The following is a 23106-nucleotide window of genomic DNA, read 5'->3' as shown; positions in this document are numbered from 1 at the left end:
GGACCATCGCGCCCTCGGCGACGTCGTGCCCGGCGATGCCCGGGGTCCACACGTGTCCGGGCGGGAACGCCTCCACGTAGGGCTGGTCCTCGGGGTCGAACGCGCGCAGCTCACTGGCGAAGATCGTCGTCCCGCCCAGCCGCGCCCAGTACAGCGGCTTGATCCCGATCGGGTCGCGCGCCACCGCGCCGCGCCCGTCGGTGTGGGCCATCGCCAACGCGAACATCCCGCGCACCTCGTGCAGCGCCGCCGAGCCGTCGCGCAGCACCAGCCGGAACGCCGACTCGGTGTCCGAATCGGTGGCGAACCGGACCTCCGAGAGCACGTCCCGGATGTCCTCGTGGTTGTAGATCTCGCCGTTGCCGACCACGTAGGCCGAGTCCGTGTCATCGGCGATCGGCTGCTTGCCACCCGTCACGTCCATGATCGACAGACGCTGGTGGCCCAGCCACGCGTTCTCCAACTGGATCCGGCCGGTGTCGTCAGGCCCTCGGTGGTGGATTCGAGCGAGCATCCGCTCGCACTTCTCGGCATCGATCGAACCGTAGGCAGCGACGATTCCGCACACGTGTGCTCACGCATCCTCGTATCGGGGTCGTTGTCCAGACAACCACGATCTACGCCGCGACACGCCGTATCGGGGCACGCGTCACGTGGCCTTAACGGTCAAGGTCGTCAGCGCCAGGCGAACACCGGCTGCTCGAGCCCGTCGACGCGCGTGGTCCGCCCGTGCAGCGCGACCTCGCGGAACTGCAGCAGCACGGCGCCGGTGGGGGCGTGGATGTAGTGGCCGACGAGCGGCATCTGCACCACCGGGCGCGGCGATTCCTCGATCGTCAGGTAGCGCGGCTCGACGTCGAGCTCGTCGAACGTGATGTGGAAGAGCTCGGAGACCTCGTCCGGCGAGGGCACGAGGTCGGCGACCGCGCCGGGCCCGGCCATCACCACCGGGGTGATCACGAAGCCGGAGCGGGTCGGGTAGTCGTCGAGCATCCCGAGGACCGCGTCGGGATCGAGGGTGAGCCCGAGCTCCTCGTCCAGCTCGCGGAGCGCTGCGGTGACCGTGTCCTCGCCGGGGTCGACCGAGCCGCCGGGCAGCGCGAACTGACCCGGGTGGTCGCGCAGCTTCGAGGTGCGCCGGGTCAGCAGCACCCCCGGCCCGCGCTCCGGGTCGTCGAGGACGACGACGGCAACGGCCGCCCGGCGCAGGTCGGGGCGCTCGGCGACGCGCCGGTCGTCGCGGTCGTGGCCGCGGACCCGCGCGGCCACCTCGGCCGCGGTGGGAGGCGTCATCCCCAGAAGATGCCGGTCGGATCGGCGTCGATGATGTCGAGCAGCGGCGCGGGCGAGCCGGCCTTCGTCTCGTCCGGGTAGCGGTGCCAGCGTCCGCTGGAGTCCGGCCAGAGCAGGATCCAGCGGTCCTCGTCGGGCACCAGGCGCAGCTGGGCGAGGGGCTCGGTGGTCCAGTTGGTGCCCAGCTCGGGGAACACGGGCGCCCGCCGGACCGAGATCGTGATGCGGCCGGCGCGCTCGGTGTACGAGATGCGCAGCGAGTCCCGCTGCGCTTCGGGCACGCGACGGGCGCACCACTGCCGCACGAGAGCGCGGTGTTCGTCGGGGACCTCCACGGGCGTCACTGTGACACGCCCGCCCCGGCGCCCGGGAGTGCCCCGCACCACTGATCAGCCAACACCCGACGGCAGGGGCCCGACGACCACCCGGTCCGCGCCGGACCGGCGCGGCCTGCCAGCATGCGCCGTCGAGCAGGGCGGGCGAGGCGGGACGACGACCGGGACGAGAGGGGCGAGGCGTGAGCGCTGGGACACGCCGCGGGAGGGCTGCGCGGACCGGTGCCGGCGCGGTCCTCGGGATCGGGCTCGTGCTCGGTGCGGCCGCGTGCGGCGGCGCCGCCCCGCAGCCCGGCGCGGCCCCGCCGGCCGCCGCGACCTCCGCGGCACCCGCGACGCCGGACCCCGCCGTGCGCCCCTACTGCGACACCGTCACGCGCGTGCAGGGCGAGCAGGCCGCACCCGGCGCGGGCCAGGGCGGGGTGCCGACGTCCTCGGCCGCCGCCCGCCAGCAGGTCGCCGACCTCGTCGCCGTCGCCCCGCCCGAGATCGCCGGCGACTGGCGCACGGTGCAGTCGCTGACCGACCAGGCGCTGGCCTCGCTCGCCGACACCGGCGGCGACCCGTCCCGCATCGACCGCGCGACCCTCGACCGTCTCCAGCGCGAGGCCCAGCCCGCGGTGACCCGCATCCAGGAGGTCACCCAGCAGCGCTGCGGCATCACCTTCCGCCCGCCGGGCTGAGGCAGCGCCGCCGCAGCGAGGGTCACCCTCGCTGCGTCACACGCAGCCGAGGCGTCCCTCGCTCCGGACCCCGAGCCCCGCTGACACTGGCCGCCGAGGCGGCGGGGACCTACGGTCGCGCCCGTGACCGATCCCGTCAGCCGCTTCCCCGTCGTCGAGCTCGACGAGCTCCCCGACGACCTCCGCGAGCGCGTCGGCGCCATCGCCGAGCGCTCGGGGTTCGTGCCCAACATCTTCCGCGCCCTCGGCCACCGGCCGGCGGAGCTGCGGGCGTTCCTCGATTACCACGACGCGCTCATGGAGCGGGAGTCCCCGCTGTCGAAGGCCGAGCGCGAGCTGGTGATCGTCGCGACGTCCGGCGCCAACCACTGCACCTACTGCGTGGTCGCCCACGGCGCGATCCTGCGCATCCGCAGCAAGGAGCCCGAGCTCGCCGACCACGTCGGGATCAACCCCTACGGCGCGGATCTCGACCCGCGTCGGCGCGCGATCGTCGACCTGGCGCTGTCGCTGGCCCTCGAGTCGGCCTCGCTCAGCGAGGACGACCTCGACGACGCCCGTGACGCCGGCCTGTCCGACGAGGAGATCTGGGACATCGGGGCGATCACCGCGCTGTTCGCGATGTCCAACCGTCTCGCGCACCTCACCGCGCTGCGCCCCAACGCCGAGTTCTTCGGCATGGGCCGCGAGCCACGGGGGTAGGCCGCGTCCATGAGCACCACGGTCGCAGTACTCGGCACCGGGATCATGGGCGCGGGGATGACCCGCAGCCTGCTCCGCGAGGGGCTCGAGGTCACGGTCTGGAACCGCAGCACCGAGAAGGCGAAGCCCCTCGCCGACGACGGTGCGCGGGTGGCGGAGACGGCGGCCGACGCGGTCGCCGACGCCGACGTCGTGATCACGATGCTCTTCGACACCGACGCCGTGGCGCAGACGATCGAGCCGGTCCTGCCGCGCTTCCGCGACGGCGCCGTGTGGGTGCAGGCCAGCACGGTGGGCATCGAGGGCACCGACCGGCTCGCCGCGCTCGCGCGCGACGCCGGCGTGCACTACCTCGACACCCCGATGCTGGGCACCAAGGCGCCCGCCGAGAACGGTCAGCTGGTGGTGCTGGCCTCGGGTCCGTCGTCGCTGCGGGACACCGTGGCGCCGGTGTTCGACGCGATCGGCTCACGCACCCAGTGGGTGAGCGAGACGATCGGCGACGCCAGCAGGCTCAAGCTCGCCATCAACGCCTGGATCGGCGTCATGGTCAACGGCATCGCGCAGTCGATCGCGCTCGCCCGCGGGCTGGGGGTCGACCCGCAGCAGTTCCTCGACGCCGTCGACGGCGGCGCGGTGAACGCGCCGTACGTGCAGCTGAAGGGCAAGGCGATGATCGACGGCGACTACACGCCGTCGTTCGAGCTCGACGGCGTCATCAAGGACACCGACCTGATCACCGCGGCGCTGCGCGCGGCCGGCGTGGACACCACGCTGGCCACCGCGGTGCGCGACCGCCTCGCCGCCGCGTCGTCCGACGGCCACGGCAGCGAGGACATGGCCGCCGTCGTCCACGCCTACTAGTCCGTCGCGCCAAGGCGTGCAGCACCTGACGCTCCTTCGTCGCGTCATGTGCTCGAACCGCCGGCGCGCTCCGGTGGTCGCCTACGCTCCGGGGGTGTTGCGGGCCAGGTCGAGGGCGTACTGCGGCCAGAACTCGCCGGCCGCGGGGGCGCCGCGGCAGTCGCCGTCGGAGTCGCCCGGCTCCTTGACCCAGAGGAACGCCGCGACCTGCGGCGACCCGGTGTCGCGGGTGGGCGGGGTGCCGAGCGCACGGCCCGGCGGGTTGCACCAGGTCGGCTGCTCGGGCCCGTTGTAGGTGCCGTTGCCGTTGCGGCTGGTGTCGATGACGTAGCGGGCGCCGCCGAGCTGGTCGGAGACCTGGTTGCCGTAGGCCTCGACCTGCTCGGTCTCCATGAAGTTCGCGACGTTCAGGGCGAAGCCGGCGGCGTCCGAGACCCCCGCCTTGCGCAGCCCGTCGGCGAGCTTGCCGATGTCGGTGACGAAGCCCGGGTTGCCGGCGTCGATGTAGACCTCGCCGCCCGCGCCCTTGAGCGTGCGCACCGCCTCGGCCAGCAGCTCCTCGCGGCCCTCCTGCTCGCCCTGGCCCTCGCAGTTGGTCAGCGTCTGCGGGAGCGCGTCGGGCTCGAGGATCACCACCGAGCGGGTGCCGCCCATGCCGCGGGCGAAGGCGTCCAGCCACTCGCGGTAGGCGCCCTCGTCCCCGGCGCCGCCGCTGGAGTACTGGCCGCAGTCGCGGTTGGGGATGTTGTAGGCCGTGAGGACCGGGGTGCGGCCGGCCGCGCGGGCCTGCGACACCACGCCGGCCACCTCGCCCTCGACGCCGCCGGTCTCGCCGGTGGGCCAGATCGCGAGGGGCTGGCGAGCGATCTTCTCGAGTGCCGCGGCGTCCTCGGTCCGTCCCTCGGAGCGCCACTGCTCGATCTGACGAGCGGCGGACGACGACGGGTCCACCCAGAACTCCGAGGCGGCCGGGGAGACCGGCGGGCCGCCCTCGGACCCTCCCTCGCCGGAGTCACCGCTGCAGGCGGCGACGCCGAGGGCGGTGGCGACGACGGTCACGGCGGCCACCCCGGCCACGAGCCATCCGCGGCGGGGCCTGCGGGAGCCACCGCGGCGCTCGGCGGCGCGGGTCTCGCCACCGCGGGCCTCACTGCGCGGCTCGGCACCGCTCGTCTCGGCACCGCGCGGCTCGGCACCGCGCGGCTCGATCCGGATGGGCTCGGTGTCGGCTTCGGGCATCCCCGGCATCTTCTCCGGCAACTTCGACACCTCCGCTCCACCGCGTCGTCCGTGCGTCTCACGTGCCACCGTCGTGCCACCCCCGGGCCGGTCGTCCATTCGGACCTAGGCTCCCAGGCCACCTCGTGACGCCGGTGTGGGGGGAGGCGCCGCCCGTCGCGGCCGGCCGTCCACTCACCCGTCCGTACTGCGCATCGCGACCGTCGAGGTCCCCGACCCGCCGGGAGCGAGCGACCGAGGTCACGATGCGGCCGCCGGCCCGGCCTCCGGTACCTCGACCCAGCGCGCCTGGGACGGCACACCGCGGTCGTCCACGAGGAAGAGCATGTAGCGGCCCGCGGGCGCGATCGTGCGGTCCTCCGGCATGGTCACCGAGACGCCGGTGTCGGTCTTCGTCATGTCCAGCGCGATCGAGCGCTGCCCGACGTCGGTGACGTGCGTCGACGCCATCGGCGCCATGAGTCGGGCGCTGGTGATGCGCGCGGCGTCGGGCGTCGGGACCTCGGCGGTGCGCCCGAGCGCGAGCGTCGTGGGGGCCTCGCCGACCGTCGGCTGCGCGCCGCGGAACAGGTAGGGCGGCGTGTAGATCTCGATGCGCTGCTCGAACGTGCCCGGGATGGTGCCCGCGGCGTCGTCGAACAGCGGGTCCGAGCCGACGACCATGACGCGCCCGTCGGGCAGCAGCATCGACGCCGAGTGGTAGTTCCGGCCCACCTGCGGGTCCGCGGCGTAGTCGAGGGTGTTGGTCTGCGGCCGGTAGAGGCGCGCGTTGTGGTTGTTCGAGTCGCCCTTGCCGCGGTAGTCGCGTGAGCCGTTGCTGATCAGCAGCGAGTCGTCCGGCAGCGTCGTCAGGTTCGGGTAGCGGGTGCCCTCGGGCAGCATCGGCCCCGGCGTCCACGTCGGGTTCGGGCTCTTGAGGTCGATCGTGTCGATCCGGGCGCTCGACCGAGGGCTCTCGCCGACGCCGCCGCCGCCGACCACGGCCACCCGCTGGTTCTGCACCGGGCCGACCCAGGCCGAGCCCGCGGTCTCCAGCAGATCGGGATCACGCATGCCGGGGATCGGCGTGAAGATGTTGTTCTCGAGGTTCCACATGCCCGGGACGCGGCCGAGCTCCGACGAGCCGTACCCGGCGTTCGCGCCGGAGTAGAACAGCTGGTCCTCGCGCGCGGTCTGGAACAGCGCCGGGTAGGTCGGGAAGTACTGGGTGAGGTCCTTGCGCTCGGTCCAGCGCCGGGTGGCCGGGTCGTAGACCTCGTTCTGGCCGTTCAGGATCTCGCCGGTGCCGTCGAGGCCGGAGACCGCGATGACGCTGCCGTCCGCGAGCGGGGTGAGCGTCGGGTACCAGCGCTTGAAGAACATGTCCCCGACGCGCTCGTAGGTCTCCGTGAACGGGTTGAACTCGTAGGTCTCCTCGATGCCCTGGTAGTCCTGCTTCTCCATGGTCATCGCCTGGCCGAGGGCGTAGATGTTCTGCCCCTCGGCGGGGGTGAGCCCACCGACCGAGTACTGCTTCGGTCCGACGGCCACGTACTGCGGGCCGGGCGCCACGGCCTCGGCGAAGACGATGGTCTCGCTGGCGGTGACCGTCGCGCCGCGTCGCGTCGCGACCTTGTTCGCCGGCTGCACCGTGAACGCGTGGCCGGCGCGGTAGACGAGCCCCTCCGGCGACCGGAACTCCGTGCCGGCGGGGAACGAGCGCGGCGCCGCGTCCGGGTCCTCGTTCTTGACCGTCACGCCGCCGGCGGCGTTGACCACCGCGCCGTCGAGGCGCTCGTAGCGCTGGGTGCCGCCCGCGATCAGCAGGTTGCCGTTGCCCAGGAACGTGTGGCCGGCGCAGAACATGTCGTCGGGCGTGGGGACGACGCGGCTACGTCCGGTCGCGGGGTCGTAGACGAGGCTCTTGAAGGTCCCCGCGTTGAACATGTCCTCCTTGTTGCCGGAACCGGCGATGAGGAGGATGCGCCCCGTCGGGAGCACGGCGGCGTGGATCGCGTTGACCTTCTGGTCGTCGGGGAGGTCCACGACGTCCCACTTGCCGAACTTCTCCTTGTACTCCTGGCTGTTGATCAGCTGCTGGTGCCGGAGCTCGGAGATCCACGCCCACGCCGGCGGGACGTTCACGCCGAGCATGACCGCGGGGACGACGACGAGGAGCAGGAAACGCTTGACCCGCCTGGTCAGCCCCTGCTCGATCAACTCGCCTCCGTCCGTCGCCCTTCGATGTCCGGCGGCACCCCCGCGGGTTCCTGCCGGGCGGGACCGGCCACCGCGGCCAGTGCCACCACACGCACGGCGACCGTCGGTGCATTGACCGAGCCGGTGTCGGCCGCGCGGCTCCCACCGTCTCGTCCGTCGTGTCGCTTTGCTGTTTCGTTACCGATGCTAGACCCCACCGAGACCGGCATCACGGCCTCGGTCCCCTCGGCCTCGAGCTCCGCCGGGGTGGAGAACAGCATCGGCGGACGCTCGCGACGCGGGCCGGGGCGCGGGGTCCGCTCGGGACCACGGCCCGGGGCGGCGTCCGGACGGGGTGCCGGCGACGGCGGGGTCGGACGGCCGATCGGGGTCTCGCCCGGGCGTCCGTCGGGCCGCGGCGCGGGCGGCGGCGGGACCGCACCCTGGTGCTCGGCCGCGGGGGCGACGTAGCGGCCGCCGTGCTCGGCGGCCGCCGGACGCTCGCCCGGACGGACCGGCGGGGCCGGGAACGGGCTGGGTGCCGGACGCGGCGTGGGCCGGGGACGCGGTCCCGGGGCGCCGCCGGGGGGACGTGCTCCCGGCGGGACGGCGGACGGTCCGGGCGGCGGGCCGGCGGGTCGCGGGGGACCCTGCGGACCCTGCGGACCCTGCGGACCCGGGTGGGGTCCGGGCCGCGGCGGCTGGCCGGGCTGGCCCTGCGGTCCGGGCTGGCCCTGCGGTCCGGGCTGGCCCTGCGGTCCGGGCTGGCCGGGCTGGGGCGCCGGGCCCGGCGTGGGGCGCGACCGCGGCACCGGCGACGGCGTCGGGTCCACGACGGGGGTGTCGTCGCGGGCGTGGCGACGGCCCGGGGTGGGCCGGGCGTCCGGGCGGTCCGGGACGGGCCGGTCCCGGCGTCCGTCGCGCGGGGTCGACTTCGGGGCGCCGTCGGACCCGGCCCGGCGGTCGCGACCGGCGAGCGAGGCGGTGCGGACCCAGCCGGCGGGCAGGTCGCCCTCGGAGACGGCCCCGGTGCGGTCGGCCTCGCGCGCTCCGACGCCGGCGGGCACGGCCTCCGGGCGGGGCGAGCGGCGGGTGGCGGTGCCGGCCGCGAGCAGGGCGTCGAGCGCGGCGCGCTCGAGGGACTCGGTGGTGATGCCCGAGCGGCCGTCGGGCAGCACGGCGGGCGGCGCGGCGTCGATGGCCGGCTGGCGCCCGACGATGCGCTCGACCAGGCACAGCACGGGCGGCGCGAGGCAGGCGGCCAGCGCCACGGCGGGCCACAGCAGCACCGCGGGCGCGGCGTAGCCCTGCAGGATCGCGAGCACGATCGCGCCGACGAGCAGCGCCGCCCACTGCAGGTGCCGGCGGAAGGTCAGGATGTGGTCGGCGCTGGACGACAAGCCCTTCGGCGTCACAACGAACTTGGCCGGCAGCCGCAGGATCGTGGCGATCAGGGATGCCGCGAAGATCGGCGCCGCGAAGATCGACATGAGCATGCCCTTGATGCCCGAGGAACCCTCGGGCTCGTAGGGGCTGACGTTGTAGCGGCGGTTGCGCAGGTAGACCCAGAGCTGGAACGCGGTCGCGTCGATGTAGAGCGCCAGCCACAGCTGCACCGGCACGACCACGCCCTGGACGCCCAGGGCCAGGAAGAGGCACGCGTTGACCGCGCCGAGCAACCAGCCGATGGCCATCGACGGGTAGAACGTCGTGATCAGGATGTAGTGCAGCGCCCGGCCCGGCGACAGGCGCGGGAGCCGGAAGATCATCTCCTTGAGCAGCACCTCGAAGGTGCCGCGCGACCAGCGCATCTGCTGGGAGAAGAAGTCGCCCCAGGACGACGGTCCCTCGCCGACCGCCAGCACGTCGGGGGTGTACACCGACTTCCAGCGCCGACCGGACGCCGCGTTGCGCCGCGTGTGGAACTTCAGGCCGGTGGCCATGTCCTCGGTGATCGAGTCCGAGAGGCCGCCGACGGCCCGCAGGGCGCTGATCCGGATGGCGTTGTTCGTGCCGACCAGCATCGCGGCGTTGTAGCGGTTCGCCGCACGCTGGATCAGCGAGTGGAACGGGAACTGCTGCGACTCCGCCGCGCGCGTCACGAACGTCTCGTCGTTGGCGTAGCACTGGGGGCCCACGACGTAGGCGACGTCCGGGTCGCGGAAGTAGCCGAGGATCCGCTCGGCGTAGTTGGGCAGCGGCACGTGGTCGGGGTCGACGGAGAGGAAGACCTCGTACGAGTCGCCGTGCTCGGAGACCCAGGCGTTGTAGTTGCCGTGCTTGGTCTTGGCCTTGAACGCGCCCTTGCGCTGGTTGTACTTCCCGATGCCCTTGCGGGTGAAGTGGTTGACGCCCAGCTCGCGGCACATCGCCTTGACGTCCGGGTCGTCCCCCTCGTCGAGGATCCAGACGTCGAGGATCCCGTCGTACTGGATGCGCAGCGCCGCCTGGAGCGTGCCGCGCACGACGTCGATGGGCTCCTTGCTCGGCACGATCGTCGTGAGGAAGGCGATGCGCTGGTCCGGTCGCGGGGGCACGGGCACCGGGTCGCGGGAGATCACCGAGGCGAGCGACAGCGAGAAGACGTTGATCAGCCGCAGGAGCTCCATGAGGCCGATCGAGCCGATGACGATCCAGTTCGCGTAGATCGCGAAGGTCGAGCCGAAGACCGGCGGCCGGTGCGAGGGGTGCAGCAGCCAGAGGAAGAAGAGGGCCTCGAAGGCGAAGTTCAGACCGGCGACGAGCAGGGACCGGGCGACCCGACCGCGACCGTGCACGGCGTCGACCCCGCGGTAGGCCACCCGGTAGGCGCCCTCGGCGGGGTCGGGCTCGCGGATCGGCCCGGCGAGCTGGGAGAACTCCTGGATGCGTCGGCCGACGACGAGTTCGGACTCGTCGACCTCATCCGGGGGTCGCTCGGCAAGAAGGGTCATCGGCCGTTTCGTCTCGATTCTCGCGACACCGAGTGGTCGGTCGTCACGAGCCTCCCGTCGTCGTCACGGCCCCTCACGGGCCCGCGAGGGGCGGTCGCCGCCGACGTGCGGTCCTCCCGTCGGTCGTCTCCTCGCCGGGACCGTTGTGGTCAACGGTCCGGGAAAACGGTAAGGCCATCACCCACCGTGCTCACCCAGGGGGACGTTCTTCGGCCGGTCCGGGCCCCGGCACCCGGCAACATCGCACAACGTTGACCCGTTCGAGGGAGACCGCACCGTCGTCACTCGCAACGACACCCATCCGTGACCGATGACGCACGGTAGTGCCGTCACGACCGACCGGCGCCACCGGGTGGGAGGTCGTGACGCTGCACGGCGGCCAGTCCGCCGTCGCGGATCTCGGCCGTCATGTAGGTGCAGGCGGGCTCACGACGGCGCTCGGTGGGTGACCCGGGGTTGAGCAGACGGACCCCGCCGGGGGTCGTCGAGTCCCACGGGATGTGGCTGTGCCCGAACACGAGGACGTCGACGGGGGTGTCGCCGTCCGGCCCGAACCGGGCGTCGCAGCGGCGCTCGCGTCCCGTGGCGGCGCCGGTCTCGTGGGTGACCGCCAGGCGCACCCCGTCGATCTCGGCGACCGCCGTCTCCGGGAGCCGCGCGCGCACCGCGTCGCCGTCGTTGTTGCCCCAGCAGGCGACCAGGCGCGCCGACCGCTCCTCGAACGCGTCGAGCAGCTCGGGGTCCATCCAGTCGCCCGCGTGCACCACGACGTCGGCGGCGTCGAGCGCCTCCCAGACGGGGTCGGGCAGGACCCGTCGGGTGGGTCGGCGCACGGGGAGGTGGGTGTCGCTGGTGATCAGCAGCCTGGTGGTCGCGGCGGTCACCGCGGTCACCGCTCCAGCAGCAGCGCGTGCAGCGCGACGAAGGCCACCGGGGAGTAGGGCAGGACGACGAGGGCGGGGCCCGTGGTGCGCAGCCAGGTGCGGGTGCGGCCGGCGCCGAGGTCCTCGATGCCGTGGTCGAGGGTCAGGGTGACCGGCCCGACGCGGACCCGCCACGACCAGGTCCGGGCCTGCTCGTCCACGGCGAGGACCTCGAAGGGGACGTGCACCAGCCCGGCCGCCCGCACCGTGCCCTCGAGGCCGGGACACAGCCGGCGCGGTCCCGACCCGGAGACGGTCACACCGGAGATCTGGGGCGCCCAGCGTGGCCAGCGGTCGAGGTCGGCGTAGCGCTCCCACGCCTGGTCGGCGGGGAGCGGTCCCGTGGCGCGGAGGGTCGTCTGCACGGTCGGAGGCGTACCCGCGACGGGCCTGGACGACGAACACATACTCCGAGTATGGTTTCGACGCACTCTGGTACGTCCATGTACCGACCCGACACCGGGAGGCCCCCGTGGCCCTGTCGTCGCTGCCCTCGTCCGTCGCCGCGTCGGTCGGCCGGTCCGTCGCCTCGTCCGTCGCGTCCTCGTCCTTCGGGACGACGCTGCGGTGGGGCGCCACCCACGGGCTCATGCGCGCGGCGATCCGCCGCCAGGTGCGCGCCGGCAACCCGGACGCCCGCCTGCTGCTCGACCCGGTGATGCAGGCCGACCCGTTCCCCCACTACGAGACCCTGCGGTCGTCGTACCCCTTCGCGCCCGGCGCGTTCGCCCGGCTCACCGTCCACCACGACGTGTCGACGGCGGTGCTGCGCAGCGACGACTTCGGCGTCACGCACCCCACGCAGGTCGTGCCCGCGCCGGCGCGGGCGGCCCTCGCCCTGGCCGGCCCGCCGCGGAACCCGGGCCCGATCGAGCCGCCCTCGATGCTCGCGGTCGACGCGCCGGACCACCCGCGCTACCGCAAGCTCGTCAGCCGGGCCTTCACCGCGCGCCGTGTGGCGGCGCTGCGCGAGCGCACCACCGAGGTCGCCCAGGAGCTCCTCGACGACATGGACCGGGCCGCTCGGGACGGCGACGGCCACACCGTGGACCTCGTCGCGCACTACGCGAGCCTGCTGCCGGTCACCGTGATCAGCGAGATGCTCGGGGTGCCCACGTCGATGCGCGAGCAGTTCCTGAGCTGGGGCGACGGCGCGGCCACCTCGCTCGACATGGGCCTGACCCGGCGGGCGCACGCGAGCATGGAGGCCAACCTCGCGGCGCTGAACGACTGGATGCGCGAGCACCTGCGCCGGCTGCGGCGCGAGCCCGGGGACGACCTGCTCTCGAGCCTCGTCGGCGAGGTCGACGACGACGGCGCGGGCCTGTCCGAACAGGAGCTGGTGTCCACGGCGCTGCTCGTGCTCGCCGCCGGGTTCGAGACGACGGTGAACCTCATCGGCAACGGCACCGCGCAGCTCTTCGCCCACCCCGAGCAGCGCGAACGGCTCGTCGCGGAGCCCGACCTGTGGCCGAACGCCGTCGACGAGATCCTGCGCTTCGACCCTCCTGTCGAGCGCACCGCGCGCCGGGCCAGGCGCGACACCGAGATCGCCGGCACCGCCCTGGCCGAGGGTGACCTCGTGGTGACGGTGCTCGCGGGCGCCAACCGCGACCCGCACGTCTTCGCCGACCCGGGCACGTTCGACGTCGCGCGGGCGAACGCGAAGGAGCACCTCGCGTTCTCCAGCGGGCCGCACTTCTGCCTCGGTGCGCAGCTCGCGCGCATGGAGGGAGAGGTCGCGCTGCGCGCCCTGTTCGAACGCCACCCCCACCTCGCGCCGGCCGGCCCCGCGCGTCGTCGTCCGACGCGCATCCTGCGCGGCTACGCGGAACTGCCCGTGCGGTTGGAGCCGGCGGTCGTCCCGATCACGTGAACGCGCTGTGCCCCGTGATCTCGCGCCCGACGATGAGGGTCTGGATGGTCTCGGTGCCCTCGAAGGTGTGGATCGACTCGATGTCGGCCATGTGCCGCATGACGTGGTTGTCGAGCAGGATCCCGTTGCCGCCGAGCATGTCGCGCGCCTCGGCGAGGATCCACCGCGCCTTGCGGGTGTTGTTCATCTTGGCGAGCCCGGCGATCGTCGGTGCGAGGTCGTCGTCCTCGGCGAGCTGCGCGATCTGCATGCAGTAGAGCTGCATCCCGGTCAGCTCCGCGAGCATCTTCACGAGCTTGTCCTGGATGATCTGGTTCGCGGCGAGCGGCTGCCCGAACTGCTTGCGCTCCAGGACGTAGCGCAGCGCGGCGTCGTAGCCGGCGGTGGCGTGCCCGAGCGCCATCCACGCGCACGTGCCACGGGTGGTGGCCAGCACGCGCCCCGTGTCCTTGAAGCTCTCGGCCCCCGGCAGCCGGTCGCGCTCGGGTACCCGCACGCCGTCGAGGCTGACGTCGGCCTGCCACACCGAGCGCATCGAGCCCTTGCGGGGGATCACGGTGCCCTCGTAGCCGGGTGTCGTGGTGTCGACGAGGAAGCCGAGGACGGTGTTGGTCTCGGTGTCCCGCGCCCAGACGACCGTCCGCCCGGCGATGGAGCCGTTGCCGATCCAGCGCTTGCGCCCGTCGAGGATCCAGTCGTCACCGTCCCGGCGGGCCGTGGTCTCCAGCGACACCGAGTCGGAGCCGTGCTCGGGCTCGGTGAGGCCGAAGGCGCCGACGAGGTCGAGGCGGGCCATCGCGGGCAGGAACTCCTGCTTCTGCTCGTCGGAGCCGAGCATCGCGATGGACTTCATCGCGAGCCCCGACTGCACGGCGTGGAACGTCGCGAGGCTGCCGTCGCCGCGGGCGAGCTCCATGGCCACCAGGCCGCAGGTCAGCGGGTCGTGCCCCGGGCACCCGTAGCCCTCGATGTCGTCGCCGACGATCTCGAGGTCGGGCATCCCGCGGATGACCTCCCACGGCATCTCCGCGGCGTCCCACGCCGCGGGCGCCGCCGGGGACACCACGCGGTCGACGTAGCGGCGGACCGCCATGAACGTCTCCCACTGCGCCTCGTTGAAGCGCCGCCGCACGGAGAAGAAGTCCGTCCCGAGGGCCTCGGTGAGCGGCGCGTCGCTGTCGACCGGCATCGCGGATCAGATCCCCTCGTCGGGGCGGTCGGCCCGCCCGCTCCTGACGGCGGTTCCCCGTGGGCGGGGTCACCACGCCCCGGAGCGCAGGATGACGCCATGACCGCACCCGCCGAGACCGATCCGGCGCGGGTCGTCCGCGCCTTCCTCGCCGACCTCGAGCGCCTCGACGTCGACGCCGCCTGTGCCCGTCTGCACCCCGACGTCGTCTACGAGAACGTGTCGCTGCCCCCGGCACGCGGGCGCGAGGCCACCCGCCGGGTGCTCGGCCTGCTCACGAGCCGCGCCACCGGCTTCCGCGCGGAGAACCACCGCGTGGTCGCCGACGGACCGGTGGTGCTCACCGAGCGGACCGACACCATCGAGGTCGGCCGGCTGCGCACCTCGTTCTGGGTGTGCGGCACGTTCGAGGTGCACGACGGCGTGATCACGCTCTGGCGCGACTACTTCGACTGGGCCGCCGTCACCGGGGCGCTGCTCGCGGGGACGGGCCGGGCGCTGGTGTCGCTGCTGCCGGGCCGGCGCTGACGCCCGTCGGTGTACGCCCGATCGCCCCTGGCCACCGCCTCCGGCCGACGCGGGCGGCACGCCCGGACGGGTGCATCCACACCGGGTCCGTTCGCGCTAACGTCCGCCGGCGACCAGCACGTTCAGCACCGAGCGGGAGGATCGTCATGGCGGGCAAGTTCGAGGTGTACGAGGACAAGGCCGGCAAGTTCCGGTTCCGTCTCAAGGCCAGCAACGGCCAGATCGTCGCGTCCGGCGAGGCCTACGAGACCAAGGCCGCCGCCAAGAAGGGCTGCGAGTCGGTCCAGAAGGCCGCCACCGGCGCGCCCATCGAGGAGAGCGCCTGAGCCGTCGACCCCGAGACGTCCACCCTGGGACGTCGACCCTGGGCCGTCGACCTGGGCCGGACCACCCGTTCGGGTGGTCCGGCCGTGTCACGTTCCCCGGTCGTCCGATAGCCTGGCCACACAGCGAGACGGTTGACAGCCCGGCGCAGCCGGAGGAGCGACACGTTCCTCCGAGCCTGGGCCGGTCGACTCCCTGTCCTCCGTCATCCGCGCGGCGCGCACGACCTGCGGCCGCGCGGTCCACGGCCGGGTCACGCTGGACGTTCGTCCACCCCGTCCGTGGTCGTGGCTCCGGGGGGAGTGGATGGACGGACAGGCACACCGCACCGACGGTGAGCGACGCGACGCGGGCGAGTACCTCGTGGTGGTGGTCGATCGCACCGGGCGGTTCCGCGATGCGTACGGGCCCTACGGCCTGACGGCGGCCCACCACGAGGCCGAACGGCGGCGTCACGCCCTGATCGGCGCGGGCGAGTACGCCGCGGACGTGCGGATCGCGCGCCACCACCCGGTGGCGATCCCGCGACCGCGAGGCCACTGGCGCCTCGGCGAGCCCTGAGCGCCCCGGCGCCGACACGGGCGCCGGGGAGCCACGGGGGCGTCAGGCGATGTGGCGCCCCGAGATGGCGCGGGCGATGACGAGCTGCTGGATCTGCTCGGTGCCCTCGAAGATGTCGTAGATCTTCGAGTCGCGGTGCATCCGCTCGACGGGGTGCTCGCGGGAGTAGCCGGCGCCGCCGAGGATCTGGATCGCGCGCTCGGTGGCCCAGACGGCGACGCGGCCGGCCTTGAGCTTCGACATCGATCCCTCGCCGGCCTCGAAGGCCACGCCGTTGCGGCCCATCCAGGCGGCGCGCCACACGAGCATGCGGGCCGCGTCGATCTCGGTCTTCATGTCCGCGAGCGTGAACGCGATCGACTGGTTGTCGATGATCGGGCGGCCGAACGTCTCGCGGGTCTTCGCGTACTCGAGGGCGTACTCGTAGGCGCCCCGGGCGATCCCGATCGCCTGCGAGCCGACCGTCGGGCGCGAGAGCTCGAAGGTCTGCATCGCCGACGAGCCCTTGGACTTCACGCCCTCGCGGGCGCGGGCCAGGCGCTCGTCGAGCTTCTCCTTGCCGCCGAGGAGGCAGGACCCGGGGACCTTGACGTCGTCGAGGAAGACGTCCGCGGTGTGCGACGCGCGCAGGCCCATCTTCTTGATCTTGCGGGTGGACTCGAGACCCGGGGTGTTCGGCGGGACCACGAACGCCGCCTGGCCGCGAGAGCCCAGCGAGGAGTCGACGACGGCCTGCACGACGTGGATGTTGGCGATGCCGCCGTTGGTCGCCCACGCCTTGGCGCCGGTGAGCGTCCACTCGTCCTTGGCCTCGTCGTACACCGCCCGGGTACGCATCGCCGAGACGTCCGAGCCCGACTCGGGCTCCGAGGAGCAGAACGCCGCCACCTTCACGTCGGCGGCGTCGCCGTAGCACTGGGGGATCCACTCGACCATCTGCTCGGGCGTGCCCGAGGAGAAGATGCCGGCGACGGCGAGGGTGGTGCCGAAGATGGCCATCCCGATGCCGCCGTCGCCCCAGAACAGCTCCTCGTTGACGAGCGGAAGGCTCAGGCCCGTCTCGTCACCCCAGAAGCTGGCCAGGGTCTCGAAGTTGTAGAGCTCGATCTTCGCGGCCTCCTGCAGGACGGGCCACGGGGTCTCCTCGCGCTCGTCCCACTCGGCGGCGGCCGGGCGGATCACCTCGGCGGCGAACCCGTGGGCCCAGTCGCGGAGGTCGTCGTGCTCCTCGGACAGCTCCATGGAGAAGGTCATCGCGGGACTCCTGTCACGCCGAGGGGATCGTGAACATCTTCTGCAGCGCCGTCGCGAACCCGACGTCGCCCGAGACCTTGAGCTTGCGCGTCATGAACAGCGTGATCGGCGACGCGTTGTTCGTGACCACCTTGAGGAACTGCACGCCGTCCATCGAGAGCTCGGTGCGCGGCTCCTCGGCGAGTTCCTCGGACACCTCGCAGGTGCCGTGCTGCATCGCCGTCTGGTAGCTGTTGTCACCCCCGCCGGGGGCGCCCGTGACGTGCCAGTGCACGACCTGGCGCTTCGCGCTCGACCCCTTGGAGGAGTAGAACTCGGCCATCCTGCCGAAGATGGCGTCGAGGACGGGCCGACGCACCTCCGAGGACATGACGGCCTCGAGCTGGCCCTTGCCCGTGCTCTTCACCAGCCGCGCGAACAGGGAGGGGTCGATGTCCTTCGCGCCCCCGCCGGCCAGGCCGTCCCGCAGAGCGCCCACCAGCTCTTCCTCGGAGAGGGACTTGGGGTCGACACTGCGCCCCAGCTCGTTCACGTCGATCTTCTCGGGCACGGTCGACTCCGGCATCGTCGCGGGGTATGCGGTACTGGCGGTCCCGCCATCGAGCCCTACTTTACGCATCGGTAGATTGGATTAGCCAGCGTGACCCCCACCGCACGTCCCGCACGGCAGCGTCTCGCTCCCGAGGTGCGCCGGCGCCAGGTGCTCGACGCCGCCGTCGCGGTGTTCTCGGAGCAGGGGTTCCACGGTGCGTCGATGGACGACGTCGCCGCGCGCGCAGGGCTGTCGAAGCCCATGGTCTACGCCCACGGCGGCAGCAAGGACGAGCTGTTCGCGGCGTGTCTGCAGCGGGAGGCCGAGCGCCTCCTGCGCTCTGTCGAGGCCGCATCGTCCGGGGCGGCCACCGAGGACACGTCGAACGACCCCCAGACCCGGCTCTGGCTCGGCCTGCGCGCCTTCTTCCACGCGCTCACCACCCGCCGTGCGGGCTGGACGGTGCTCTACCGGCAGGCGTCGACGGGCGAGTTCGCCGGCGAGGTCGACGCCCTGCGCGGCCGGATCGTCGCCCAGGCGGCCGCCCTCATGGCCGACGGGCTCGGCATGTCGCAGGAGGCCGTGCGCCCGTACGCGCACACCCTGGTCGGGGCGGCCGAGGGGCTCGCGGACTGGTGGCTGACCGGGCCCGCGCCGGTGACCGGCGACGACGCCGCGGACGTCCTCGCCGGCATGCTCATGTCCGCGGCCTGGCCGGGGCTGGACGCGCTGCGCTCCGGCCGGGTCTGGAGCCCGCCGCAGGACCAGCGGACCGGCCAGGAGCGCCGTATCGGGCCGTATCCGCCCGTCTCGCCCGAGGACTAGAGACACGTAGAGAGCGCGATCGCGTTCTCTCGCCCTGTCTAGAACAGGTCGTAGAGAACCCGAGACGACCCGATCCGCGACACGCCGATCGCGATTTCTCGCGAGGTATCGGGCGGACGCTAGAGAGGTCCATACGCTCGTAGCGCCCAGGCCCGACCCGGAGGTGGCGCATGGACCCCGTGCGGAACCCGTACGCCCCCGGCGCGGGCCAGCGCCCGCCGGAGCTGGCCGGACGTGACCGCGAGCTGGGCGCGTTCGACGTGGTCCTCGAGCGGGTCGCGCGCGGCCGGCCGGAGCGCAGCCTGGTGCTCACGGGCCTGCGCGGGGTCGGCAAGACCGTGCTGCTGGGCGAGCTGCGCTCGATGGCGGTCCGCGCCGGATGGGGCGCGGGCAAGATCGAGGCGCGGCCGGACGCCGACCTGCGCAGGCCCCTGTCCGCCGCACTGCACCGCGCGGTGCGCGACCTCGCCGTGCACCACCGCGCCCCCGACCGCGTCGAGGACGCCCTGGGCGTGCTCAAGGCGTTCGCGCTCAAGGCGACGCCGTCGGACGCGAAGATCAAGGACCGGTGGCAGCCCGGCATCGACGTGCCCGTCAAGAACGGGCGGGCGGACTCGGGCGACATCGAGATCGACCTCGTCGAGCTGTTCGGGGTGTGCGCCGAGCTCGCCGCCGACGTCGGCGTCGGCATCGCGCTGCTGATCGACGAGATGCAGGACCTGCAGCTCGACGACGTGTCCGCCCTGTGCGCGGCGTGCCACGAGCTCTCGCAGTCCGGGGCGCCGCTCGTCGTCGTCGGCGCGGGGCTCCCGCACCTGCCGGCCGTGCTGAGCGCGTCCAAGTCCTACTCCGAGCGGCTGTTCCGCTACGTGAACATCGGCCAGCTGGACCGCGCCGACGCCGACCTCGCGCTCACGGTGCCGGCGAAGCGGGAGGACGCCGAGCTCACCGAGGCCGCCCTCGAGGCGCTCTACGAGGTCTCGGGCGGCTACCCCTACTTCGTGCAGGCCTACGGCAAGGCCGCCTGGGACGCGGCGGTGCAGAGCCCGATCGACGCCGACGACGTGCGCATGGCGGCCCCGGAGGCCGGCACCGAGCTCGCCGTCGGCTTCTTCGGCTCGCGCTACGAGCGCGCGACCCCGGCCGAGCGCGAGTACCTGCAGGGCATGGCCGAGCTGTCCGAGGGCCGCGACGAGCCCGTGACCACGGCCGCGCTGGCCCAGCACCTCGCCCGCAAGCCCTCGTCGCTGTCCCCGGCGCGCGACAGCCTTCTGCGCAAGGGCCTGGTGTTCTCCGCCGAGCGCGGCTGGATCGCGTTCACCGTCCCGCACTTCGGGCGCTTCCTCCTGGGCCGCGACTGAGGTCGGACTAGCCCGGACGAGTGAACTCCCGCGGTCCCGGTAACGCGCCCTCCCCGTCCGCCGACACACCCGACGAGCCCCGTGGCGCTGCCGGACCCCCGACCTGGCAGGGCCACGGGGCCTCCCTCGTTCCGGGCCCGTTCCCCCCGTCAGGCCCGCGTGAGGTCTCCGCGGCCCTGACCCGAGAGGCGATCCGGGCGCCCCGTACGATCCCGGCGTGTCGGATCCCAGGCTGGAGATCCAGATGCTCCACGACCGCGTGATGGTCGCGCCCGCCCAGGGCGACGGCGAGCGACGCAGCAGCGGGGGCATCGTCATCCCGGCGACCGCTCAGACGCCCAAGAAGCTCGTGTGGGGCGACGTGTACGGGACGGGCCAGCACGTCCGCAGTGTCGCGGTGGGGGATCGCGTGCTCTACGGCCAGGACGACCACTTCGAGGTCGACGTGTCCGGACGTTCCTTCGTCGTGCTCCGAGAGCGCGACCTGCACGCCGTCGCGAGCGCGACGACCGAGTCGACGAGAAGTTCGAGCGGAACGGGGCTGTATCTGTGACCTCACCCGGGGGCCGCACACCCGAGGAGACGACCGTCGACCCCTCCGTCGATGATCACCATCGGCACGCCGAGGACATCGACGCCACGGCCGACACCGACGGCTCGGGGCTCGACGAGCCGACGCGGTCGATGCCCCCGGAGCGCGGGGCGGTGACCGACGCCGAGCGCACCGAGTGGATTCCCGTCACCGACGACCGGCCGACGGGCCCCCAGGGGCCACCACCACGGGGTCACGGTGCCCACGAGGCCGGCGACGACTCCTCCGGCGACGGGCGACGCCGCCCCCTGCTCATCGGTGCGGCCGTGGTCGGGCTGCTCGCCGTGCTCTACGTCGGCGACCTGCTGATCTCCTCCACCGACGTGCCCCGCGGGGTCGCCGTCGCCGGGGTCGAGATCGGCGGGATGGGCAAGCCCGAGGCCGAGCAGGCGCTCAACGCCCAGCTCGCGGGTCGGCTCACCCAGCCCGTGACGCTGCAGGCCGGGTCGAGCACCGCCACGATCGATCCGCGTGCGGCGGGCCTCGAGCTCGACGTCGAGGGCACCATCGCCCGCGCCGGCGAGCAGCCCTTCAACCCCTGGACGCGCCTCACCTCGTTGTTCGGCACCCGCGACGTGGCCCCGGTGACGCGGGTCAACGGGTTCGCGCTGGGCCAGGCGCTCGACGGGGTCCGCCCGCAGCTCGACCGCCCCGCCACCGAGGGGACGATCCGCTTCGAGAACCTCGAGCCGGTCGCCGTGCAGTCCGTGCCCGGCCAGGTCGTCGACGGCGCGGTCGCCGCCCAGGCCGTCACCGAGCACTGGCTCGACCCGACCCCGGTCGGCCTGCCGATCGTCGAGGCCCCGGTCACGGTGACGCCCGCCGCCATCCAGGAGGCGCTCGACACCGTCGCCCGTCCCGCCGTCGCGGGCCCGCTGACCGTCGTCGGCGACGGGAAGAACGCGACGGCCACCAGCCGCGCGATCACCACCTTCCTGACCTTCCGTCCCGACGGGCAGGGCGGCCTCACGCCCGGCGTCGACGAGCCCGCGGCGATCGCGGCCGTCGAGCCGCAGCTCCGCACCACCGAGACCGAGCCGCGCGACGCCACCCTCGAGTTCGGCGGGACGACGGCGACCGTCGTGCCGGCCGTCGTCGGCCGCGAGATCGACTGGCCGCGGACCTTCGACGGGATCGTCGAGGCGCTGCGCCGCCCGGACGACGGGACCACCCCGCCGATCTTCACCCCGCCGCCGGTGACGCCCGGGGCGGAGCCGGCGTCCCCGCCGCCCGCGACCGGACGCGCGATCAACGCCGTCTACACGACGACCCAGCCGGAGGTGACCACCGAGTCGCTGCAGGCCCTGGGCCCCGCCACGCTCATCGGGGAGTTCACCACCCGGGGCTTCAAGCCCGACTCCGGGCAGAACATCCGGCGGATCGCGGAGATCGTCAACGGCAAGATCATCGCGCCGGACTCGGTGTTCAGCCTCAACGAGGCGTCGAGCCCCCGCAACGAGGCCAACGGCTTCGTCCCGGCCGGGATCATCGATGACGGCGCCCCGGGCCGCGGCGTCGGCGGCGGCGTCTCCCAGTTCGCGACGACGCTCTTCAACGCGGGCTACCTCGCGGGGCTCGACGACGTCGAGCACAAGGAGCACAGCTACTACATCAGCCGCTACCCGGCGGGCCGCGAGGCGACCGTCTTCGAGGGCTCGATCGACCTGCGGCTCGGCAACGACGGGCCGACGCCGGTGTACATCCGCACCCAGTGGACCCCGTCGTCGATCACGGTGCAGCTCTACGGCATCAAGCGCTTCGAGGTGACCTCGGAGCCCGGGCCGCGGGTGAACCCGACGCCGCCCGGGGTGCGCGACCTCGGCGCCAACCCCGAGTGCAAGCCGTCCCAGGGCTCGGAGGGCTTCACGATCACCGACACCCGGGTGCTGCGCGACGTCCGGACCGGCGAGGTCCGTCGTGAGCCGCGCACGGTGCGCTACGAGCCCCAGCCCACCGTCACCTGCAACGGCCCGTGACCGCCTCCGGATCGACGGGCTCGGCGGGCCCGGGGTCGACCGACTCTCGATCGACCGACTCCCGGTCGGCCGGTGACGCGGCGTCCGACGCCGCGTCCCGCGCCGCCGACCGCGCCCGTGGCGAGCTCGCCGGGCTCGGGCGCTCGGGGGAGGGCGAGGCACCGAGCCGCGCGGTCGAGCTGCTCGGACGCGTCGGACTCGTGGGCTACGGGCTCGTGCACGTGCTCATCGGGGTGATCGCGGCGCAGATCGCGCTCACCGGCGGCGGGCAGGCCGACCAGCAGGGCGCCCTGACCGCGATCGCGGCCGAGCCCTTCGGGTTCGTGGTCCTCGTGGTCGTGGTCGCCGGGCTCGTCGCGTTCGGGGCGTGGCAGGGACTCGCGGCCCTCACCGGCTTCCGCTGGGCCTCGGGCTGGGAGCGCACGCAGCGCCGCATCGGTGCGGGCGCCAAGGCGCTCGGGGTGCTCGCGGTGGCCCTCATCGGCCTGCGCCTGCTCGTCACCGGCTCCTCCGGGTCGAGCAGCGGCGGCTCGCAGCAGGCCACCGCGGGGCTGCTCGCGCTGCCCGCGGGCCAGGTCCTCGTGGGCGTGGTGGGCCTGATCGTCCTCGTGGTCGCCGGCGCCACCGCGTGGTCGGGGATCACGGCCGACTTCGCCGAGGACCTCGACTGGTCGCGGCTGCCCGCGCAGCTGCGGCGACCGGTGCGCTGGCTGGGGATCGTCGGGCACGTCCTGCGCGCCGTCGCCTTCGCCGTGATGGGCGTGCTCTTCGGCGTCGCCGCGATCCGGGCCGACCCGTCCTGGGCCGGTGGCCTGGACGGGGCGCTCAAGACCCTCGCGGGCCAGCCCTACGGGCCGCTGCTCCTGCTCGTCGTCGCGCTGGGCTTCGCCGCGTTCGGCCTCTTCTGCGGCGCCGAGGCCTGGGCCCGCCGCGTGTGA

The 23106-nt window shown here is 73.5% G+C and carries 23 protein-coding genes; 12 read left to right on the top strand and 11 right to left on the bottom strand.

Annotation, left to right across the window (positions count from 1 at the left end):
* From PH191_RS27245 to PH191_RS27235, 3 genes are all read right to left on the bottom strand, one after another.
* A partial coding sequence (locus PH191_RS27245; RefSeq protein WP_476294663.1) for a class II glutamine amidotransferase domain-containing protein occupies window positions 1–424 on the bottom strand: 424 nt, incomplete at its 3' end.
* 251 nt (window positions 425–675) lie between these two features.
* Window positions 676–1293, bottom strand: coding sequence for an NUDIX hydrolase (locus PH191_RS27240; RefSeq protein WP_274197760.1), 618 nt, complete (start codon window positions 1291–1293; stop codon window positions 676–678).
* Entirely contained in the window at window positions 1290–1628 is a 339-nt protein-coding gene (locus PH191_RS27235; protein WP_274189005.1) for a DUF3024 domain-containing protein, read from the bottom strand. Before PH191_RS27235 ends, PH191_RS27240 begins: the two co-directional genes overlap by 4 nt.
* Window positions 1629–1810: 182 nt before the next feature.
* On the opposite strand from PH191_RS27235, the gene PH191_RS27230 reads away from it, so the two are divergent.
* From PH191_RS27230 to PH191_RS27220, 3 genes are all read left to right on the top strand, one after another.
* Window positions 1811–2311, top strand: a complete 501-nt coding sequence (locus PH191_RS27230) for a hypothetical protein (protein WP_274197759.1) — start codon at window positions 1811–1813, stop codon at window positions 2309–2311.
* A gap of 123 nt (window positions 2312–2434) precedes the next feature.
* Window positions 2435–3013 (top strand): peroxidase-related enzyme, encoded by a 579-nt coding sequence (locus tag PH191_RS27225; protein WP_274197758.1) that lies wholly within the window; start codon window positions 2435–2437, stop codon window positions 3011–3013.
* A 9-nt stretch (window positions 3014–3022) separates the two neighbouring features.
* Entirely contained in the window at window positions 3023–3877 is an 855-nt protein-coding gene (locus PH191_RS27220) for an NAD(P)-dependent oxidoreductase (RefSeq protein WP_274197757.1), read from the top strand.
* An 81-nt stretch (window positions 3878–3958) separates the two neighbouring features.
* Here the strand turns inward: PH191_RS27220 and PH191_RS27215 are convergent, their stop codons facing one another.
* The 5 genes from PH191_RS27215 to PH191_RS27195 form a co-directional block, all read right to left on the bottom strand.
* Complete coding sequence (locus tag PH191_RS27215; RefSeq protein ID WP_274197756.1) at window positions 3959–5146, bottom strand: glycoside hydrolase family 6 protein; 1188 nt, start codon at window positions 5144–5146, stop codon at window positions 3959–3961.
* 210 nt (window positions 5147–5356) lie between these two features.
* On the bottom strand, window positions 5357–7315 hold the full coding sequence (gene glxA / locus PH191_RS27210) for a radical copper oxidase GlxA (RefSeq protein ID WP_274197755.1): 1959 nt from the start codon (window positions 7313–7315) through the stop codon (window positions 5357–5359).
* Window positions 7312–10227 (bottom strand): glycosyltransferase family 2 protein, encoded by a 2916-nt coding sequence (locus PH191_RS27205; RefSeq protein ID WP_274197754.1) that lies wholly within the window; start codon window positions 10225–10227, stop codon window positions 7312–7314. The genes glxA and PH191_RS27205 overlap by 4 nt, the downstream gene beginning before the upstream one ends.
* 329 nt (window positions 10228–10556) lie before the next feature.
* On the bottom strand, window positions 10557–11120 hold the full coding sequence (locus PH191_RS27200; protein ID WP_274197753.1) for a metallophosphoesterase family protein: 564 nt from the start codon (window positions 11118–11120) through the stop codon (window positions 10557–10559).
* Window positions 11117–11515: an SRPBCC family protein gene (locus PH191_RS27195; protein ID WP_274197752.1), complete on the bottom strand. Its 399-nt coding sequence runs from the start codon at window positions 11513–11515 to the stop codon at window positions 11117–11119. Before PH191_RS27195 ends, PH191_RS27200 begins: the two co-directional genes overlap by 4 nt.
* Window positions 11516–11622: 107 nt before the next feature.
* Between PH191_RS27195 and PH191_RS27190 the strand changes: the two genes are divergently transcribed.
* Entirely contained in the window at window positions 11623–13026 is a 1404-nt protein-coding gene (locus tag PH191_RS27190; RefSeq protein WP_274197751.1) for a cytochrome P450, read from the top strand.
* On the opposite strand, the gene PH191_RS27185 is transcribed toward PH191_RS27190, so the two are convergent.
* Window positions 13019–14215: an acyl-CoA dehydrogenase family protein gene (locus tag PH191_RS27185; RefSeq protein ID WP_274197750.1), complete on the bottom strand. Its 1197-nt coding sequence runs from the start codon at window positions 14213–14215 to the stop codon at window positions 13019–13021. The two genes, PH191_RS27190 and PH191_RS27185, sit on opposite strands and share 8 nt — an antisense overlap.
* Before the next feature lie 99 nt (window positions 14216–14314).
* On the opposite strand from PH191_RS27185, the gene PH191_RS27180 reads away from it, so the two are divergent.
* The 3 genes from PH191_RS27180 (at window position 14315) to PH191_RS27170 (ending at window position 15628) form a co-directional block, all read left to right on the top strand.
* Entirely contained in the window at window positions 14315–14743 is a 429-nt protein-coding gene (locus tag PH191_RS27180) for a limonene-1,2-epoxide hydrolase family protein (protein ID WP_274197749.1), read from the top strand.
* A gap of 146 nt (window positions 14744–14889) precedes the next feature.
* Window positions 14890–15069, top strand: a complete 180-nt coding sequence (locus PH191_RS27175) for a YegP family protein (RefSeq protein WP_274197748.1) — start codon at window positions 14890–14892, stop codon at window positions 15067–15069.
* Between the two features lie 304 nt (window positions 15070–15373).
* Window positions 15374–15628, top strand: coding sequence for a hypothetical protein (locus PH191_RS27170; protein ID WP_274197747.1), 255 nt, complete (start codon window positions 15374–15376; stop codon window positions 15626–15628).
* 42 nt (window positions 15629–15670) lie between these two features.
* On the opposite strand, the gene PH191_RS27165 is transcribed toward PH191_RS27170, so the two are convergent.
* Together PH191_RS27165 and PH191_RS27160 are read right to left on the bottom strand one after the other, a co-directional pair.
* Window positions 15671–16882: an acyl-CoA dehydrogenase family protein gene (locus PH191_RS27165; protein ID WP_274197746.1), complete on the bottom strand. Its 1212-nt coding sequence runs from the start codon at window positions 16880–16882 to the stop codon at window positions 15671–15673.
* A gap of 13 nt (window positions 16883–16895) precedes the next feature.
* The gene (locus tag PH191_RS27160) at window positions 16896–17447 is read right to left on the bottom strand and encodes an SCP2 sterol-binding domain-containing protein (protein WP_274197745.1); all 552 of its coding nucleotides are present in this window, start codon (window positions 17445–17447) and stop codon (window positions 16896–16898) included.
* Window positions 17448–17522: 75 nt separating this feature from the next.
* Here PH191_RS27160 and PH191_RS27155 point away from each other — a divergent pair, with 75 nt between their 5' ends.
* The 5 genes from PH191_RS27155 to PH191_RS27135 all read left to right on the top strand — a co-directional run bounded on the left by PH191_RS27155 (window position 17523) and on the right by PH191_RS27135 (window position 23106).
* Complete coding sequence (locus PH191_RS27155; RefSeq protein WP_274197744.1) at window positions 17523–18239, top strand: TetR/AcrR family transcriptional regulator; 717 nt, start codon at window positions 17523–17525, stop codon at window positions 18237–18239.
* A gap of 170 nt (window positions 18240–18409) precedes the next feature.
* Entirely contained in the window at window positions 18410–19600 is a 1191-nt protein-coding gene (locus tag PH191_RS27150) for an ATP-binding protein (RefSeq protein WP_274197743.1), read from the top strand.
* Between the two features lie 217 nt (window positions 19601–19817).
* On the top strand, window positions 19818–20153 hold the full coding sequence (locus PH191_RS27145; protein ID WP_274192158.1) for a GroES family chaperonin: 336 nt from the start codon (window positions 19818–19820) through the stop codon (window positions 20151–20153).
* Entirely contained in the window at window positions 20150–22168 is a 2019-nt protein-coding gene (locus PH191_RS27140; RefSeq protein ID WP_274197742.1) for a VanW family protein, read from the top strand. The genes PH191_RS27145 and PH191_RS27140 overlap by 4 nt, the downstream gene beginning before the upstream one ends.
* Window positions 22165–23106, top strand: coding sequence for a DUF1206 domain-containing protein (locus tag PH191_RS27135; protein ID WP_274197741.1), 942 nt, complete (start codon window positions 22165–22167; stop codon window positions 23104–23106). The genes PH191_RS27140 and PH191_RS27135 overlap by 4 nt, the downstream gene beginning before the upstream one ends.

Source organism: Actinomycetospora callitridis, from assembly GCF_028737265.1.
Classification (GTDB): domain Bacteria; phylum Actinomycetota; class Actinomycetes; order Mycobacteriales; family Pseudonocardiaceae; genus Actinomycetospora; species Actinomycetospora callitridis.
The sequence above is the reverse complement of the archived record's forward strand: the minus strand, read 5'-3'. Positions and strand labels throughout refer to the sequence as shown.